This window comes from Pseudonocardia sp. P1, assembly GCF_000178675.2.
Classification (GTDB): Bacteria; Actinomycetota; Actinomycetes; order Mycobacteriales; family Pseudonocardiaceae; genus Pseudonocardia.
Window position 1 is genome coordinate 219676 of record NZ_ADUJ02000001.1, and the last position, 20783, is coordinate 240458.

General features: G+C 77.4%; 1 protein-coding gene (running past one end of the window). It reads left to right on the top strand.

Features of this window, described 5'->3' with window-relative positions; translation table 11 throughout:
- A protein-coding gene (locus PP1_RS00735) for a type I polyketide synthase (RefSeq protein WP_075314297.1) crosses the window boundary here: on the top strand, positions 1-20783 show its 5' portion. It continues 11917 nt past the right edge of the window; only the first 20783 of its 32700 coding nucleotides appear in the window; its start codon is at positions 1-3; the stop codon falls past the right edge of the window.

The window sequence follows — 20783 nt, forward strand, 5'->3', positions numbered from 1 at the left end:
ATGAGCACGTCGGACCAGAAGTACGTCGAGGCACTCCGGTCGTCCCTCAAGGAGGTCGAGCGGCTCCGCAGGCAGAACGAGCAGCTGGTCGCGGCCGCGGCCGAGCCGGTCGCGGTCGTCGGGATCGGCTGCCGCTTCCCCGGCGGCGTCGCCTCCCCGGAGGACCTGTGGGACGTCGTCGCCCAGGGCCGGGACGTCCTCGGGCGGTTCCCGGCCGACCGCGGCTGGGACCTCGACGCGCTCGCCGGTGACGGCGAGGGCGGCAGCCTGGCCCAGGTCGGCGGGTTCGTCGACGACGTCGCCGGGTTCGACCCGGGCTTCTTCGGGATCTCCCCGCGCGAGGCCGTCGCGATGGACCCGCAGCAGCGGATCCTCCTGGAGATCACCTGGGAGGCCCTGGAGCGGGCCGGCATCGACCCGTCGTCGCTGCGCGGCACCGACACCGGCGTGTTCGTCGGCACCACCGGCCAGGACTACGGCGAGGTGATCCGCGCGTCCGACGAGGACGTGGCCGTCTACTCGACGACCGGGCACGCCGCGAGCGTCATCTCCGGGCGGCTGTCCTACACCCTGGGCGCCGAGGGCCCGGCCGTCACCGTCGACACCGGCTGCTCGTCGTCGCTCGTCGCGATGCACCAGGCGGTGCAGGCGCTGCGCGCCGGCGAGTGCGGGGTGGCGCTGGCCGGCGGCGCGTCGGTGATGGCCACCCCCGGCCCGTTCGTCTCCTTCACCGCGCAGAGCGGGCTGGCCGCCGACGGCCGCTGCAAGCCGTTCGCCGACGGTGCCGACGGCACCGGCTGGGCCGAGGGCGCCGGGATGCTCGTGCTGATGCGGCTCTCCGACGCGCGCCGGGAGGGCCGCGACGTGCTCGCCGTCCTGCGCGGGTCGGCGATCAACCAGGACGGCGCCTCCAACGGCCTGACCGCCCCCAACGGCCCGTCCCAGCAGCGGGTGATCCGGGCGGCGCTGGAGAGCGCGCGCCTGGGCTCCGGCGACGTCGACGCCGTCGAGGCGCACGGCACCGGCACCACGCTGGGCGACCCGATCGAGGCGCAGGCGCTGCTCGCCACGTACGGCGCGGAGCGCGCGCACCCGCTGCTGCTCGGCTCGGTGAAGTCCAACATGGGCCACACCCAGGCCGCGTCGGGCGTCGCAGGCGTCATCAAGATGATCATGGCGTTGCGGCACGGGGTGCTGCCCCGCAGCCTGCACGCCGAGCGTCCCTCGGCCGACGTCGACTGGACCGCGGGTGCCGTCGAGCTGCTCGACGGCGCCGTCGACTGGCCGGAGACCGGCCGCCCGCGCCGCGCAGGCGTCTCCTCGTTCGGGATCAGCGGCACCAACGCGCACGTCATCCTGGAGCAGGCCCCGGAGACCGACGAGCAGGCACCTGCCGCCGAGGTCCCCGCCCCCGCCGTGGTGCCGTGGCCGCTGTCCGCCCGGACCGCCACCGCCCTGGACACCCTGCGCACCCGGCTCACCACGGCGGCCGCCGGCGTCCGGCCGCTCGACGTCGGCGCCTCGCTGGCCACCGGCCGCGCCACCTTCGAGCACCGCGCCGTGCTGCTCGGCTCCGGGGACGACGCGACCGAGATCGCCCGCGGCGTCGCCGGGGAGGGCCTGACGGCGCTCCTGTTCTCCGGGCAGGGCTCGCAGCGCCTGGGCGCCGGACGGGAGCTGCACGCCCGGTTCCCGGTGTTCGCCGAGGCGTTCGACGAGACCGCCGCGCTGCTCGACGCCGCGCTGCCCGACACCGGCCGCACCCTGCGCGACGTGCTGTGGGGCACGGACGCCGACGCCCTCGACGACACCGGCTGGGCGCAGCCCGCGCTGTTCGCGATCGAGGTCGCCCTGTACCGGCTGGTCGCCTCGCTGGGCGTGATCCCGGACCTGGTCGGCGGGCACTCGATCGGCGAGATCGCCGCCGCGCACGTCGCCGGCGTCCTGTCGCTGCACGACGCCTGCACGCTCGTCGCCGCGCGCGCCCGGCTCATGGCCGCGCTGCCGCGCGGCGGCGCGATGCTCGCCGTCGGCGCGACCGAGGACGAGGTCGCCGCCCTGCTCACCGACGGGGTCTCGCTCGCCGCGGTCAACGGGCCGTCGTCGGTCGTGGTGGCCGGTGACGCCGACGGCATCACCGCCATCGAGGGGCACGCCCGCGCCCAGGAGTGGCGCACCACCCGGCTCCGGGTCAGCCACGCGTTCCACTCGCCGCTGATGGACCCGATGCTCGACGAGTTCCGCGCCGTCGCCGCCGGTCTCACGTACCACGAGCCGCGGATCCCGGTCGTCTCCAACCTGACCGGCTCGGTCGCCGAGGTCGCCGACATCCGCTCCGCCGACTACTGGGTGCGGCACGTCCGCGGCACCGTCCGCTTCGCCGACGGCGTCGCCGCCCTCACCGCGCGCGGCGTCACCACGCTGGTCGAGCTCGGCCCCGACGGCGTGCTCTCCGGCATGGCGCAGGAGTCCCTGCCCGAGGGCGCCGTCGCCGTTCCGCTGCTGCGCCGCGACCGCGGCGAGGAGCTGTCGCTGGTCACCGGCCTCGCCACGGCCCACGTCCGCGGGACGACGGTGGACTGGGCCCGGCTGTTCGACGGCACCGGTGCGACCCGGGTCGACCTGCCCACCTATCCGTTCGAGCACACCCGCTACTGGCCGGCGCCCGGGCGGGGCGCCCGGGACGTCACCGCCGCCGGACTCGGCACGGCCGGCCACCCGCTGCTCGGCGCCGCCGTCGAGCTCGCGGGCGACGACGGCGTGCTGTTCGCCGGCCGGCTGTCCGTCCGCACCCACCCGTGGCTCGCCGACCACGGCGTGCAGGGCCGGGCGCTGCTGCCCGGCACCGCGTTCGTCGAGCTGGCCGTGCGGGCCGGTGACGAGGTCGGCTGCACCCGCGTCGAGGAGCTGACCCTCGCCGCGCCGCTGGTGCTGCCCGAGCGCGGCGGCGTGCGCGTGCAGGTCCGGGTCGGCCCCGAGGACGCCCGCGGGCGCCGCACCCTCGGCGTGTTCTCCCGCCCGGAGGACGCCGACGGCCTGCCGTGGTCGCAGCACGCCACCGGTGTGCTCGGCGCGGGAGCCCCCGCCTCCGACGCGTTCGACGCGACCGCCTGGCCGCCGGCCGGTGCCGAGCCGGTCGACCTCGACGGCTGCTACGAGCGCCTCGCCGGGATCGGGTTCGACTACGGGCCCGCCTTCCGTGGGCTGCGTGCCGCGTGGCGCCGCGACGGCGAGGTCTTCGCCGAGGTCACGCTGCCCGACGACGCCGGGACCGACGCGACCGACTTCGGCCTGCACCCCGCCCTGCTCGACGCCGCGCAGCACGCCGCCGCCTACGGCGACCTCGGCGCGATCAGCCGCGGCGGCCTGCCCTTCACCTGGGAGGGCGTGCAGCTGCTCGCCGCCGGGGCCGGCACCGTCCGGGCCCGGATCGCGGCCGCCGGCGACGACACCGTCACGATCGCGGTGTACGACGCCGCGGGCGGGCCCGTGCTGTCCGTGGACTCGCTGGTCTCCCGCGAGGTCCCCGCCGGCACCGGCACCGACCGCCACGACGACGCACTGTTCCGCCAGGAGTGGACCCCGCTGCGCGACGGCACCGGGCAGGCCCCGGCGGCGGTCGCCGTCGTCGGTCCCGAGGCGGGCGGCCCCGGCCCGGTCGGCACCGCCGCGCTGCGGGCCGCCGGGATCCCGGTGCGCACCTACCCCGACCTGGCCGCGCTGGCCGCATCCGGCGAACCCGTCCCCGAGCTGGTGCTGGCCGGGACCGTCCCCACCGTGCCCTGCCGCGGCACCGTCGCCGACGCCAACCGTGCGGGCACCGCCGCGACCCTGGAGCTGGTCCAGCAGTGGCTCGCCGGCGCCGAGTTCGCCGACGCCCGCCTCGTGCTGCTCACCCGCGGCGCCACCGACGGCACCGACCCGGCCGCCGCCGCGACCCACGGCCTCGTCCGCACCGCCCGCACCGAGAACCCCGGCCGGCTCGCGGTGCTCGACCTGCCCGACGACGCCACCGGCGCCGACCCGGCCGTCGACACCGCCGCGCTGGTCTCCGCGCTGGCCGCCGCGGCCGACGAGCCCGATCTCGCCGTCCGCGCCGACACCGTGCTCGTGCCGCGGCTCGTCCGCGTCCCGGCCGGCGCCGAGCCGCACCACTGGGATCCCGACGGCACCGTCCTGATCACCGGCGGGACCGGCGGGCTCGGTGGCGTCCTGGCCCGGCACCTCGTCGCCGAGCGCGGCGTGCGGCACCTGCTGCTGGCCGGCCGCCGCGGCCCGGACGCCCCCGGCGCCGCCGGGCTGGTCGACGAGCTGTCCGCGCTGGGCGCGACCGCCCGTGCCGTCGCCTGCGACGTCACCGACCGTGCCGCGCTCGCCGCGCTGCTCGCCGGAGTTCCGCACGCGCACCCGCTGACCGCCGTCGTGCACACCGCGGGCGTCGTCGACGACGGCGTGATCGGGTCCCTGACCCCGGAGCGCCTCGACACCGTGCTCCGCCCGAAGGCCGACGCGGCCTGGCACCTGCACGAGCTCACCCGCGACCTCGACCTGGACGCGTTCGTCCTGTTCTCCTCGGTCGCCGCCACCTTCGGCAGCCCCGGCCAGGCCAACTACGCCGCGGGCAACGCCTTCCTCGACGCGCTGGCCGTGCACCGCCGGGCGGCCGGACTGCCCGCCGTCGCGCTCGCCTGGGGCCCGTGGAGCCGCGCCGTCGGCATGACCGGCTCGCTCAGCGACGTCGACGTCGAGCGCATCGCCCGCTCCGGGATGCCGCCGCTGACCCCGGAACAGGGGACCGCCCTGTTCGACGCCGCGCTCGCCGTCACCGGTGACGCCACGTCCGCCGCGCTCGCCCCGGTCCGGCTCGACCTGCCCGCCCTGCGCGCCCAGGGCGAGCCGGCGCCGCTGCTGCGCGGCCTGATCCGCCGCCCCGCCCGCCGCGCCGCCGCGCAGGCGTCGCCGTCGGCCGGTGACCTCGCCGCCCGGCTCGGCGGGCTGGACGCCGCCGGCCGCCGCGAGGCGCTGCTCGACCTGGTCCGCGACCGGATCGCCCAGGTCCTCGGGCACGCCGACCCCGGCCAGGTCGAGACCGGCCGCCAGTTCCAGGACCTCGGCTTCGACTCGCTCACCGCGGTCGAGCTGCGCAACGGTCTGAACGCCGCCACCGGGCTGCGGCTGCCCGCGACGATGGTCTTCGACTACCCGACGCCGGGCGCGCTCGCCGACCACCTGCGCGACGAGCTGCTCGGCACCGACACCGACACCGCCGACGCTGCTGCGGCCGACGCCGCTGCCCCGGTCCCGGCCGCCGCGGTCGCCGACGACCCGGTCGTCGTCGTCGGGATGGCGTGCCGCTACCCGGGCGGGGTCGCCTCGCCCGAGGACCTGTGGCGGCTCGTCGGCGACGGCGCCGACGCGACCGGCCCCTTCCCGACCGACCGCGGCTGGGACCTGGCGAACCTGTTCGACCCGGACCCGGACCGCCCCGGGCACACCCACGTCCGCGCCGGCGGGTTCCTGCACACCGCCCCCGAGTTCGACGCCGGGTTCTTCGGGATGAGCCCCCGCGAGGCACTGTCCACCGACTCGCAGCAGCGGCTGCTGCTGGAGACGAGCTGGGAGGCGGTGGAGCGGGCCGGGATCGACCCGACCAGCCTGCGCGGCAGTGCCACCGGTGTGTTCGCCGGTGTCATGTACAACGACTACGGCACCACGCTGACCGGCGACGAGCACGAGGCGTTCCGCGGCAACGGCAGCGCCCCCAGCGTCGCGTCCGGCCGGGTGTCCTACACCCTCGGGCTGGAGGGCCCGGCCGTCACCGTGGACACGGCGTGCTCGTCGTCGCTGGTCGGGATGCACCTCGCCGCGCAGGCGCTGCGGGCGGGGGAGTGCACGCTGGCCCTCGCCGGCGGCGTCACCGTCATGTCGACCCCCAGCACGTTCGTCGACTTCTCCCGCCAGCGCGGGCTCGCCCCCGACGGCCGCTCCAAGGCCTTCGCCGACGGCGCCGACGGCGTCGCCTGGTCCGAGGGCGTCGGCATGCTCGTCCTGGAGCGGCGGTCCGACGCGCTCCGCAACGGCCACGAGATCCTCGCGGTGCTGCGCGGGTCCGCGGTCAACCAGGACGGCGCATCCAACGGGCTCACCGCGCCGAACGGGCCGTCGCAGCAGCGCGTCATCCGCCGGGCCCTGGCCAACGCCGGGCTGGCCGCGGGTGACGTGGACGTCGTCGAGGCGCACGGCACCGGCACCACCCTGGGTGACCCGATCGAGGCCCAGGCGTTGATCGCGACCTACGGCCGGGACCGCGATCCGGAGCGGCCGTTGCTGCTCGGGTCGGTCAAGTCCAACCTGGGGCACACCCAGGCCGCCGCCGGTGTCGCCGGCGTCATCAAGATGGTGCTCGCCATGCGGCACGGGGTGCTGCCCCGCACGCTGCACGTGGACGCGCCGTCGTCGCACGTCGACTGGTCCGACGGCACCGTCGAACTGCTGACCGAGCAGGTGGCCTGGCCGGAGACCGGCCGCGCCCGCCGCGCCGGCGTCTCCTCGTTCGGGATCAGCGGCACCAACGCCCACGTGATCGTCGAGCAGCCCGCCCCGGTCGTGACGCCCGCCGTCACCACCGGCTCGCGGGAGCTCCCGGCCGTGCCGTGGGCGCTGTCCGGCGCCTCCGCCGACGCGCTGCGCGACCAGGCCGCCCGCCTCCTCACCCGCGTCCGCGACGACGAGGCACTCCGCCCCGCCGACGTCGGCTGGTCCCTGCTCAGCACCCGCGCCGCCCTCGAGCACCGCGCCGTCGTCGTCGGCACCGGGCCGGACGAGGCGCTGCGCGGCCTGGCCGCGCTCGCCGCGGGCGAGCCCGACCCGGCCGTCGTCACCGGCAGCGCCGCCACCGGCCGCACCGCGTTCCTGTTCTCCGGGCAGGGCTCACAGCGCCTCGGCATGGGCCGGGAGCTGCACGCCCGCTACCCGGCGTTCGCCGAGGCGTTCGACGCGGCGCTGTCCGCGCTGGAGGCCGAGCTGGGCTCCGACCTGCGTCCGGTCGTCTGGGGCCGCGGCGACACCGGCGAGGCCGCGCTGCACGAGACCGGCGCCACCCAGCCCGCGCTGTTCGCGCTGGAGGTGGCGCTGTACCGGCTGCTGGAGTCGTGGGGCGTCACCCCGGACCTGGTCGCGGGTCACTCCGTCGGCGAGATCGCCGCCGCGCACGTGGCGGGCGTGTTCACCCTCGCCGACGCCGCACGCCTGGTCGCCGCCCGCGGCACCCTCATGCAGGCGCTGCCCACCGGTGGCGCCATGGTCGCCGTGGAGGCGACCGAGGACGAGGTCGCGCCGCTGCTCACCGGCGACGACGTCGCGATCGCCGCGGTCAACGGCCCGTCCTCGGTCGTCGTCTCCGGCTCGGGTGACGCCGTCGACGCCGTCGCGGCGGTGCTCGCCGACCGCGGACGGCGGACCAGCCGGCTGCGGGTCAGCCACGCGTTCCACTCGCCGCTGATGGAGCCGATGCTCGAGGAGTTCCGGTCCGTCGTCGCCGGCCTCGATCCGGCCGCCCCCGTCGTGCCGGTGGTGTCCTCGCTGACCGGTGACCTCGCCGGTGCCGACGAGCTGTGCGACCCCGGGTACTGGGTGCGGCACGTCCGCGAGCCCGTCCGGTTCGCCGACGCCGTCACCACCCTCACCGGCCGCGGCGCCGTCACGTTCGTCGAGATCGGGCCCGGCGGCGTGCTGTCCGCCATGGCCCAGGACTCCCTGCCCGGCAGCGGTACCGCCGTCACCGTGCCGGTGCTGCACGGCGACCGCTCCGAGGACGTCGCCGTCGTCACCGCGCTGGCCGCGCTGCACGTCCGCGGCGTCCGCGCCGACTGGGCCGCGGTGTTCGACGGCACCGGCGCCGCCCGCGTCGACCTGCCGACCTACGCCTTCCAGCACCGCCGCTACTGGCCGGGCTCCGGTGCTGCCCGCGGCGACGTCCGCTCGGCCGGGCTCGGCGCCGCCGGGCACCCGCTGCTCGGCGCCGCCGTCGCGTTCCCGGACGGCGCGGGCGCGCTGCTCACCGGCCGCCTCTCGGCGTCCGCGCAGCCGTGGCTCGCCGACCACACCGTCGCCGGCACCGTCGTGCTGCCCGGCACCGCGCTGCTGGAGCTCGCTGTCCGGGCCGGCGACGAGGTCGGCTGCACCGCCGTCGAGGAGCTCACCCTCGGCACACCGCTGACCCTGCCCACCGGCGGCACCGTCGCCGTCCAGGTCCGGGCCGGGGCCGACGACGGGACCGGGCGCCGGCCCGTCACCGTGCACGCCCGCCCCGGGGACACCGGCGAGTGGACCGAGCACGCCACCGGCACCCTCACCACGGCCGCGCCGGAGCCGGTGCGGTTCGACGCGACGACCTGGCCCCCGGCCGGGGCGACCGAGCTCGATGTCGAGGGGTGCTACGAGCGGTTCGCCGACGCCGGGTTCGGCTACGGCTCGGTGTTCCGGGGTCTGACCGCGGCCTGGCAGGACGGCGACACCGTCTACGGCGAGGTGGCGCTGCCGGAGCAGGCCGACGGTGCGGCGGACGACGCCGCCCGGTTCGGGCTGCACCCCGCCCTGCTCGACGCCGCCCTGCACGCCGCGCTGCTCACCGGCGACGGCACCGGTGGGCTGCCGTGGGCCTGGGAGGACGTCACCCTGCACGCCACCGGTGCGACCGCGCTGCGGGTGCGCCTGGAGCCCGCCGACGGCGGCGGTCTGACCGTCGCGGTCGCCGACCCCGGCGGGCAGCCCGTCGCCACCGCCGGACGCCTGCTGGCCCGCCCGGTCGATCCCGCCGCACTCGGCACCGGCGCGGCCGTGCGCGACGCCCTCTTCCGGCTCGACTGGAACCCCGCCACCCCGTCCGCCGGTGCGGAGACCGTGCCGTTCGCGGTGCTCGGCGCCGCAGGCGACCCCGTCACCGACGCGCTCGCCGACGGGCGCACCCGGTACGACTCCCTCGACGCACTCCTCGCCGACGCAGCCGACGCAGCCGACGCAGCCGTCACCGGTGCCGGGGTCGCGCCCGTACCGGCGACCGTGCTCGCCGCGGTGCCCGCGGCGGCCGCCGCCGCGGACACCCCGCGCGACGTGCGGGCCCGGGTCGGCGCCACCCTCGACCTGCTCCAGCGGTGGTCGGCCGAGGACCGGCTCGCCGGGTCCCGGCTCGTGCTCGTCACCCGCGGCGCCGTCGCGACCGGCGACGAGTCCGTCGCCGACCCCGTCGCCGCCGCGGTGTGGGGGCTGGTCCGCTCCGCGCAGACCGAGAACCCCGGTGCGTTCGGCCTGCTCGACCTCGACCCGGCCGCCGACGCCGCCGCGACCGGTGACCTGGCCGGCGCACCGGCCCTCGACGAGCCGCAGCTCGCCGTCCGCGGCGGCGAGGTCCTCGCCGCCCGCCTGACCCGCGCCGCCGCGACCGGCGGCACGACGTGGTCGTCCGAGGGCACCGTGCTCGTCACCGGCGGCACCGGTGGACTGGGCGGACTCGTCGCCCGCCACCTCGTCACCGCCCACGGCGTCCGGCACCTGCTGCTGACCAGCCGTTCCGGCGCGGGCGCGCCGGGTGCGGCGGAGCTCGTCGCGGAGCTGGAGGATCACGGCGCGGACGTGTCGGTCGCCGCCTGCGACGTCGCCGACGCCGACGCCGTCACCGCGCTCGTCGCCGGTGTGCCCGGCGCGCACCCGGTCTCCGCGGTCGTCCACACCGCCGGAGTCCTCGACGACGGCGTGCTCGCCTCGCTCACCCCGGAGCGCCTCGACACCGTGCTCGCCCCGAAGGTCGACGGCGCCTGGAACCTGCACCGCGCGACCGCGCACCTCGACCTCGACGCGTTCGTGCTGTTCTCCTCGGTCGCCGGGGTGTTCGGCGGCGCCGGTCAGGCGAACTACGCCGCCGGCAACGCGTTCCTCGACGCCCTCGCCGCGCACCGCGCCGCCGCCGGCCTGCCCGCCACCGCGCTGGCCTGGGGACCCTGGCAGCAGGGGCTCGGCATGACCGCCGCCCTCGACGAGCGCGACGTCCGCCGGGCCGCCGACTCCGGGATGCCGCTGCTCACCGCCGACGAGGGCCTCGCCCTGTTCGACGCCGCACCGGCCACCGGCGACCCGGCCCTCGTCGCCGCCCGCCTCGACCTCGCCGCGCTCCGCGGCCGGACCCCGGTCCCCGCCCTGCTGCGCGGACTCGTCACCGCACCGCGCCGCACCGCCGCCGGTGCCGCGGCGGCGGCCGACGCCGGGCTCGTCGCCCGGCTGGCCCGCCTCGACGACGACCAGCGCCACGAGGCCCTGCTCGACGTCGTCCGCGGTGCCGCCGCGTTGGTCCTCGGGCACGCCTCCGGCGCCGACATCGACGCCGACCGCGCCTTCCGCGACCTCGGCTTCGACTCGCTCACCGCCGTCGAGCTGCGGAACACGCTCGCGACCGCCACCGGTCTGCGGCTGCCCGCCACGACCGTCTTCGACCACCCGACCCTGTCGGCGCTCGCCACCCACCTGCGCACCGAGCTGGTCGGCTCCGCGGCCCCGCTCGCACCGGAACCCGCGGCGCTGCCGCCGCTCGCCGACGACCCGGTCGTCATCGTCGGGATGGCCTGCCGCTACCCCGGCGGGGTCACCTCGCCCGAGGACCTGTGGCAGCTCGTCGGCGACGGCACCGACGCGATCACCGCGTTCCCCACCGGCCGCGGCTGGGACCTCGACGGCCTCTACGACCCGGACCCCGACCACGCCGGGACCTCCTACACCCGGCACGGCGGCTTCCTGCACGACGCCGCCGAGTTCGACGCCGGGTTCTTCGGGATGAGCCCGCGCGAGGCCACCGCCACCGACGCCCAGCAGCGGCTCCTGCTGGAGACCAGCTGGGAGGCCGTCGAGCGGGCCGGGATCGACCCGGTCTCGCTGCGCGGCAGCGCCACCGGTGTCTTCGCCGGCGTGATGTACCACGACTACGCCGACAACCTCGGCGGCCCGGAGTACGAGGGCTTCCAGGGCCAGGGCAGCGCCGGCAGCGTCGCCTCGGGCCGGGTGTCCTACACGTTCGGGCTGGAGGGCCCGGCCGTCACCGTCGACACCGCCTGCTCGTCCTCGCTGGTCGCCATGCACTGGGCGATGCAGGCCCTGCGGTCCGGTGAGTGCTCGCTGGCTCTCGCCGGTGGCGTCACCGTCATGTCGACCCCGGCCACGTTCGTCGAGTTCTCCCGGCAGGGCGGCCTCGCCGCCGACGGCCGCTCCAAGCCCTTCGCCGACGGCGCCGACGGCGTCGGCTGGTCCGAGGGCGTCGGCATGCTCGTCCTGGAGCGGCAGTCCGACGCGCTCCGCAACGGCCACGACATCCTCGCCGTCGTCCGCGGATCGGCCGTCAATCAGGACGGCGCCTCGAACGGCCTCACCGCGCCCAACGGGCCCTCGCAGCAGCGCGTCATCCGCCGGGCACTGGCGAACGCCGGTCTGAGCCCGTCGGACGTCGACGCCGTCGAGGCGCACGGCACCGGCACCACCCTCGGCGACCCGATCGAGGCGCAGGCGCTCATCGCGACCTACGGCGCCGGCCGCGACCCGGCACACCCGCTGCACCTGGGCTCGCTGAAGTCCAACATCGGCCACACCCAGGCCGCCGCCGGCGTCGCCGGGGTGATCAAGATGGTGCAGGCGCTCCGCCACGGGGTGCTGCCGCGGACCCTGCACGTCGACGCGCCGTCGTCGCACGTCGACTGGTCCGACGGCACCGTCGCGCTCCTGACCGGGCAGGCGGCGTGGCCGGAGACCGGCCGCGCCCGGCGGGCCGCCGTGTCGTCGTTCGGGATCAGCGGCACCAACGCCCACGTGATCGTCGAGCAGCCTGCCGCCGTCCCGGCCGAGGAACCGGCGGAGCCCGGGCCCGACGGCCCGCTGCCGTGGGTGCTGTCCGGGAAGACCCCGGAGGCGCTGCGCGACCAGGCCGCCCGGCTCCGTGACGCCGTCACCGAGCGGCCGGAGCTGCGCCCCGTCGACGTCGCCCACTCCCTGGCGACCGGCCGCTCCGCGTTCGACCACCGCGCCGTCGTCCTCGCCACCGACGCCGACGCGACCGGGCGGGCGCTCGCCGCGCTCGCCGACGGCGCGAGCGACCCGGCGACCGTCACCGGCCGCGCCCGCGCGGGCCGCACCGCGGTCCTGTTCTCCGGGCAGGGCTCGCAGCGGCTCGGGATGGGCCGCGAGCTGCACGCGCGGTTCCCGGTGTTCGCCGACGCGTTCGACGCCGTCGTCGCGGCCCTGGACGCCGAGCTCGGGGGCGACCTGCGGGCGACCGTCTGGGGCACCGGTGACGCGGCCGCCGCCGCGCTCGACGAGACCGGAGCGACCCAGCCCGCCCTGTTCGCGATCGAGGTCGCGCTGCACCGGCTCGTCGAGTCCTGGGGTGTGCCCGCCGACCTCGTCGCCGGGCACTCCATCGGCGAGATCGCCGCGGCGCACGTCGCCGGGGTGTTCTCCCTGGCCGACGCCGCCCGCCTGGTCGCGGCCCGTGCGTCGCTGATGCAGGCCCTCCCCACCGGGGGCGCCATGCTCGCCGTGCAGGCGAGCGAGGACGAGGTGCGCCCGCACCTCACCGACGGCGTTGCGATCGCCGCCGTCAACGGCCCGTCCGCCGTCGTCGTCTCCGGCGACGAGGACGCCGTGGCCGCGGTCGGCGAGCAGCTCACCGGCCGCAGGACCCGGCGGCTCGCGGTCTCGCACGCGTTCCACTCGCCGCTGATGGACCCGATGCTCGACGGCTTCCGTGCCGTCGCCGAGCAGCTGACCTACGCCGAGCCGACGATCCCGGTGGTGTCGAACCTGACCGGGGCGCTCGCCGAGCCCGGCGAGCTGAGCGACCCCGGGTACTGGGTGCGGCACGTCCGGGAGGCCGTCCGCTTCGGCGACGGTGTCCGGGCGCTGGCCGAGGCCGGTGCGACGACGTTCCTGGAGCTCGGCCCCGACGGCGTGCTCTCGGCGATGGCCCGCGACACCCTGCCCGACGAGACGATCGAGACCGTCCCCGTCCTGCGCCGCGACCGCGACGAGGCCGGCGCCGCCCTGACCGCGCTGGCCCGGCTGCACGTCGCCGGCGCCCGCGTCGGCTGGACGGAGCTGCTCCCCGGCGGCCGCCGCGTCGACCTGCCGACCTACGCCTTCCAGCACGCCACCTACTGGCCCGCCGCGACCCGTCCGGCGACCGACGCCGGTGCGCTCGGGCTCACCGCGACCGGGCACCCCGTCCTGCACGGCGCCGTCGAGATCGCCGAGGGCGAGGGCGTGCTCTGCACCGGGCGGCTGTCGCTCGCCACCCACCCGTGGCTGGCCGACCACACCGTGCGGGGCACCGTCCTCGTCCCCGGCACCGCCCTGCTCGAGCTGGCCCTGCGGGCCGGCGACGAGGTGGGATGCGACCGCGTCGAGGAGCTCACCCTCGCCGCGCCGATGGTCGTCCCCGCCCGCGGCGCCGTCCGGACCCAGGTCCGGGTCGGGGTCGCCGACGGCGACGGACGCCGCACCGTCACCGTGCACTCCCGGCCCGACGACGCCGGCGACGCACCCTGGACCCAGCACGCCACCGGCACCCTCACCACGGCCGCGCCGGAGCCGGTGCGGTTCGACGCGACGACCTGGCCCCCGGCCGGGGCGGCCGAGCTCGACGTCGAGGGGTGCTACGAGCGGTTCGCCGAAGCCGGGTTCGACTACGGCCCGGTGTTCCGGGGTCTGACCGCGGCCTGGCAGGACGGCGACACCGTCTACGGCGAGGTGGCGCTGCCGGAGCGGGCCGACGGTGCGGCGGACGACGCCGCCCGGTTCGGGCTGCACCCCGCCCTGCTCGACGCCGCCCTGCACGCCGGGATGCTCGACGACGACGGCTCCGCCGGACTCCCCTTCTCCTGGGAGGGCGTCACCCTGCACGCCACCGGGGCCGTCGCGCTCCGGGTGCGTCTGACCCGCACCGGCGGCGGCATCGCGATCGCCGCCGCCGACCCCGCCGGCCACCCGGTCGCGACGATCGACACCCTCGCGGTCCGCCCGGTCGCCGAGGCACAGCTCGCACCCACCGGCGACGCCACCGGTGACGCGCTGTTCGCGCTCGACTGGACCCCGGCCGGCACCCCCACCGGCACCCCCGAGCCCGGGAGGGTCGCCGTCATCGGGATCGGCCGGGGCGGCGCGGCCGCCGCGGAGGTCGCCGACGGCCTGTCCGCCGCGGGCGCCGAGGCAGAGGTCCACACCGGTCTCGCCGCCCTGGCGGACGACCTCCCGGACACGGTGGTCGTCACCGTCGACGGCACCGACACCGGTACCGACACCGGCACCGCGGCCACCACCCACGCCCTGACCGCCGCGGTCCTCGAGCTGCTGCAGGAGTGGACCGCCGGTGCCGCCACCGGGCGGCTGGCCGTCGTCACGCGTGGAGCCGTCGCCGCCGGGGGGACCGCACCCACCGACGTCGCCGCCGCCGCCGTGCACGGCCTCGTCCGTTCCGCGCAGTCCGAGTTCCCCGACGGCATCGTGCTGGTCGACCGTGACCCGGGGACCGCGGGCACCACCGACGACGGCCGCCTGCTGCTCGCCGCGCTGCACACCGGCGAGCCGCAGGTCGCGGTCCGCGACGGCGCGCTGCTCGCCGGGCGGCTGGCCCGCGCGGAGGCAGGTCCCGGGCTCCGGGTACCGGCTGCGGACGCCTGGCGTCTCGACAGCACCGCCCCCGGCAGCGTCGACGGGCTCGCGCTCGTGCCGTACCCGGAGGCGACCGTCCCGCTCACCGGGCACGAGGTGCGGGTCGAGATCCGCGCCGCCGGGCTGAACTTCCGCGACGTGCTCAAGGCCCTCGACATGTACCCCGGCGACGCCGGCCGGTACGGCCACGAGGCCGCCGGCGTGGTCGTCGAGACCGGCCCGGACGTCACCGGGCTCGCCCCCGGAGACCACGTCCTGGGCATGATCTCCGGCAGCTTCTCCTCGCTCGCCGTCGACGACGCCCGCCGCCTCACCCGGCTCCCCGACGGCTGGGACTGGGAGACCGCCGCGTCGGTCCCGCTGGTGTTCCTCACCGCCTGGCACGCCCTGCGCGAGCTCGGGAACCTGACGGCGGGGGAGAAGGTCCTGATCCACGCCGGCGCCGGTGGCGTCGGCATGGCCGCGGTGCAGATCGCCCGGCACCTCGGAGCCGAGGTCTACGCGACGGCATCCGAGCCGAAGCAGGACGTGCTGCGCTCGCTGGGGGTCGCCGACGACCACATCGCGTCGTCGCGGACCCTGGAGTTCGCCGAGACCTTCGCCGGGGCGGGCTTCGACGTCGTCCTCAACTCGCTGGCCGGCGAGTTCGTCGACGCCTCGATGGGCCTGCTCGGCGACGGCGGCCGGTTCCTGGAGATGGGCAAGACCGACGTCCGCGACGCGGACGCGGCACCCGACGGCGTCTCCTACCAGGCGTTCGACCTCGCCTGGGTCGAGCCCGCCGCCGTCGACACGATGCTCGCGGAGCTGATGGAGCTCTTCGCGGCGGGCGTGCTGACCCCGCTGCCGGTCCGCACCTGGGACGTCCGCGACGCCCCCGACGCGTTCCGGTTCATGAGCGCCGCCCGCCACATCGGCAAGATCGTCCTGACCCTGCCGCGGCCCTGGACCACCGAGGGCACCGTCCTCGTCACCGGCGGCACCGGCGGGCTCGGCGGCCTCGTCGCCCGCCACCTCGTCACCACCCACGGGGTCCGGCAGCTGCTGCTGACCAGCCGCTCCGGTGCGGACGCACCGGGTGCCGCGGAGCTGGTGACGGAGCTGGAGGAGCTGGGCGCCGAGGTCTCGGTGGCGGCGTGCGACGTCGCCGACCCCGGCGCGGTCACCGCGCTGGTGGCCGGGCACCCGGTCCGTGCCGTCGTGCACACCGCCGGCGTCCTCGACGACGGCGTGCTCGCCTCGCAGACTCCCGAGGGCCTCGCCCGCGTGCTGGCACCGAAGGTCGACGGCGCGTGGAACCTGCACCACGCGACCCGGGACCTCGACCTGGACGCGTTCGTGCTGTTCTCCTCGGTCGCCGGGGTGTTCGGCGGCGCCGGTCAGGCCAACTACGCGGCCGGCAACGCGTTCCTCGACGCCCTCGCGGCGCACCGTGCCGCCGCCGGCCTCCCCGGCGTCTCCCTGGCCTGGGGTGCGTGGGACCAGGGCGCCGGCATGACCGCCGGTCTCGACGAGCGCGACGTCCGCCGCGCCGCGGACTCCGGGATGCCGCTGCTCGCCGCCGGCCAGGGACTCGCCCTGTTCGACGCGGCGCTCGCCACCGGCCGCCCCGCGCTCGTCCCGGTCCGGCTCGACCTGGCCACGCTCCGCCGTCGCGGGACGGTCCCGCCGCTGCTGCGCGGCCTCGTCCGCGCCCCCGCCCGCCGCGCCACGACCGCCACGGCCGCCGCCGGCGGCCTCGCCGGGCGGCTCGGCACCCTGGACCGCGCCGAGCGGCGCGCCACCCTGCTCGACCTGGTCCGCGGCGAGGCCGCGACCGTGCTCGGGCACGCGGGCGGCGACCGCATCGACCCCGAGCTCGCGTTCCGCGACCTCGGCTTCGACTCGCTGACCGCAGTCGAGCTGCGCAACAAGCTCGGCGCCGCCACCGGCCTGCGGCTGCCCGCCACCGCGATCTTCGACTACCCGACGGTCGCCGCGCTCGCCGAGCACCTGCTCGTCGAGCTCCTCGGCCCGGACACCGACACCGGCGCCGGGACCGGCGCCGACACCGCCGGGATCGCCACGGCGGACGACCCGGTCGTCGTCGTCGGCATGAGCTGCCGGTTCCCCGGCGGCATCGGCTCGCCGGAGGACCTGTGGCGGGTGCTCGACGAGGGCACCGACGTGATCACCGGGTTCCCCACCGACCGCGGCTGGGACCTCGACGACCTGTTCGACGACGACCCCGCGCACCGCGGCACCTCCTACGCCCGCTCCGGCGGGTTCCTCGAGGACGCCTCCGGGTTCGACGCGGACTTCTTCGGGATGAGCCCGCGCGAGGCGATGGCGACCGACGCCCAGCAGCGGCTGCTGCTGGAGTCGTCGTGGGAGGCCGTCGAGCGCGCCGGGCTGGACCCGCACAGCCTGCGCGACAGCCGGACCGGCGTGTTCGCCGGCGTCATGTACTCCGGCTACGGCACCCGCCTCGACGGCGACGAGTTCGAGGGCTTCCAGGGCCAGGGCAGCGCGCTGTCCGTGGCGTCGGGCCGCATCTCCTACTCGTTCGGCTTCGAGGGCCCGGCGATGACGGTGGACACCGCCTGCTCGTCGTCGCTGGTCGCCCTGCACCTCGCCGCGCAGGCCCTGCGCGGCGGGGAGTGCTCGTTGGCGCTCGCCGGCGGCGTCACCGTCATGTCGGGCCCGGAGACCTTCGTCGAGTTCTCCCGGCAGCGCGGCCTCGCCCCCGACGGGCGGTCCAAGCCGTTCTCCGAGTCCGCCGACGGTGTCGGCTGGTCCGAGGGTGTCGGCATGCTCCTGCTGGAGCGGCAGTCCGACGCGGTCCGCAACGGCCACCGCATCCTGGCCGTCGTCCGCGGGTCGGCCGTCAACCAGGACGGCGCCTCGAACGGCCTGACCGCGCCGAACGGGCCGTCGCAGCAGCGGGTCATCCGCCAGGCGCTGGCCTCCGGCGGGCTGTCCACCGCGGACGTCGACGCCGTCGAGGCCCACGGCACCGGCACCACGCTGGGCGACCCGATCGAGGCCCAGGCGCTGCTCGCGACCTACGGGCAGGACCGTGAGCAGCCGCTGCTGCTCGGGTCGGTGAAGTCCAACATGGGCCACACCCAGGCCGCCGCGGGTGTCGCAGGCGTCATCAAGATGATCATGGCTATGCGGCACGGGGTGCTGCCCCGCACGCTCGGGGTCACCGAGCCGTCGTCGCACGTCGACTGGGAGGCCGGCGCCGTCGAGCTGCTCACCGAGCAGGCGGCCTGGCCGGAGACCGGCCGTGTCCGCCGGGCCGGGATCTCGTCGTTCGGGATCAGCGGCACCAACGCGCACGTCGTGCTGGAGCAGCCGGCGCCGGTCGAGCCCGCGGACACCGCGGAGCCCGAGCCCGCACGCGACGGCCTGTCGCCGCTCGTCCTGTCCGGCAGGACCCCCGAGGCGCTGCGCGGGCAGGCCGACCGCCTGCGCGCGCACCTCGAGGACCGGCCCGGTCTGGTCCCGGCCGACGTCGCGGCGGCACTGGCCACGACCCGGTCGCGGTTCACCCACCGTGCCGCCGTCCTGGCCGGTGACCGTGACGACGCCCTGCGTGCCCTGGCCGCGCTCGCCGCGGACACCCCGGACCCGGCGGTCGTCACCGGGATCGTCCGGACCGGCCGCACCGCGGTGCTGTTCTCCGGGCAGGGCTCGCAGCGGCTCGGGATGGGCCGTGAGCTGTACGCGCGCTTCCCGGTGTTCGCCGAGGCGTTCGACGAGGTCGTCGCCGCGCTGGACGCCGAGCTCGGCGGTGACCTGCGGGCGACCGTCTGGGGCACCGACGCAGTCGCGCTCGACGAGACCGGTGCCGCGCAGCCCGCGCTGTTCGCGATCGAGGTCGCCCTGTACCGGCTGGCCGGGTCGTGGGGGATCACCCCGGACCTCGTCGCCGGGCACTCCATCGGCGAGATCGCCGCGGCCCACGTCGCCGGGGTGTTCTCCCTCGCCGACGCCGCACGGCTGGTCGCGGCCCGCGCCTCGCTGATGCAGGCGCTCCCGGCCGGTGGCGCGATGGTCGCCGTCCGGGCGGCGGAGGACGAGGTGCGCCCGCACCTCACCGGCGGTGTCGCCGTCGCCGCGGTCAACGGCCCCGCCTCGGTGGTCCTGTCCGGCGAGCGCGACGCCGTCGAGGCGGTCGCGGAACGGCTGCGCGCCGACGGCCGCACGACGACCGCGCTCCGTGTCTCGCACGCGTTCCACTCGCCGCTGATGGACCCGATGCTCGACGGGTTCCGTGCCGTCGCCGAGCAGCTGACCTACGCCGAGCCGGTGCTCCCGGTCGTGTCGAACCTGACCGGTGCGCTCGCCGCACCCGGGCAGCTCTGCGACCCGGAGTACTGGGTGCGGCACGTCCGCGAGGCGGTCCGCTTCGCCGACGGCGTCCGGGCGCTGGCCGAGGCCGGTGCGACGACGTTCCTGGAGCTCGGCCCCGACGGCGTGCTCTCGGCGATGGCCCGCGAGTCCCTGCCGGAGGAGGCCGGGACGATCCCGGTGCTCCGCCGGGACCGCGACGAGGAGCGCACCGCGCTCACCGCGCTCGCCGCGCTGCACACCGCGGGCGTCCCGGTCGACTGGAGCGCCCTGCTCCCGGCCGGTGCGGAGCTCGTCGACCTGCCCACCTACGCGTTCCAGCACCGGCCGTTCTGGCCGGCCGCGACGACCGGCGCACCGGACGGCCCCGGCGCGACCGGGCACCCGCTGGCCGGCACCGTCGTCGCGCTCGCCGACGGCGAGGGCGTCGTGCTCACCGGGCGGATCTCGGCCCGGACCCGGCCGTGGCTGGCCGACCACGCCGTCGGTGGCCGGGTGCTGCTGCCCGGCACCGCGTTCGTCGAGCTCGCGCTGCGCGCCGGTGAGGAGGTCGGCTGCGACCACGTCGAGGAGCTCACCCTCACCGCGCCGCTGGTGCTGCCCGGCGACGGCGCCGTCCGGACCCAGGTCCGGCTCGGCGCCCCCGACGCCGCGGGCCGCCGCCCCGTCACCGTCCACGCCCGCCCCGACGGGGCCGGCGACGGCGCCGACCCCGGTACCGACTGGACCCTGCACGCCACCGGCACCCTGGTCACCCACCTCCCGGCCGTCCCGGACCCGCTCGACGGGGCCTGGCCGCCGGCCGGTGCCGAGCCGGTCGACCTCGACGGCTTCTACCCGGCCCGCGCGGCCGAGGGCTTCGCCTACGGCCCGGTCTTCCAGGGTCTGCGGGCCGCCTGGCGGCGTGACGGCGACGTGTTCGCCGAGCTCGCCCTCCCCGCACCGGCCGACGAGACCGCCTCCGCGTTCGGCCTGCACCCCGCCCTGCTCGACGCCGCCCTGCAGTCCGCATGGCTGCTCCAGGGCGGCGAGCACGACACGGACGGCGGGGCTCCGGCCGGGGGCGTCCCGTTCGCCTGGAGCGGGGTCTCGCTGGCCGCGGCCGGCGCGTCCGCGCTGCGGGTGCGGCTGCGCCGCGACGACCACGGCACCCTCGCCGTCTCCGCGACCGACACCGGCGGCGCCCCCGTCGCCGAGGTCCGGGCGCTGGAGATGCGGGACGCCGGCACCGTCGGCGGCGCCGCACCCGAGGTCCGGGACGCCCTGTTCCGGCTCGACTGGACCACCGTCCCCGACGCCACCGAGCTCCCCTCCGGCACGACGGCCCTCCTGGTCGGCGACGACCCGTTCGGCCTGACCGGCGCGCTGGAGGAGCTCGGCGCGACCGTCGAGCACCACGACGACCTGCCGTCCGGCCCGCCCGCCGGGCCGGTGCTGCTGCCCGTCGCGGCCGGCCCCGCCGACGACGCCGCCGCGGCGGGCCACGCGCTCACCGCCCGGGTGCTCGGCCTCGTCCGCGCCCGCCTGGACGACGAGCGCTTCGCCGGTACCCGGTTCGTGGTCGTCACCCGCGGCGCCACCACCGGCGACGACCCGGCCGCGGCCGCGGTGTGGGGCCTCGTCCGGTCCGCGCAGTCGGAGAACCCCGGCGCGTTCGGCCTGGTCGACCTCGACCCGCACGCCGCCGCCACGCTGCCGGTCGCCGCCCTCCTCTCGGACACGGACGGCGAGCCGCAGCTGCGCAC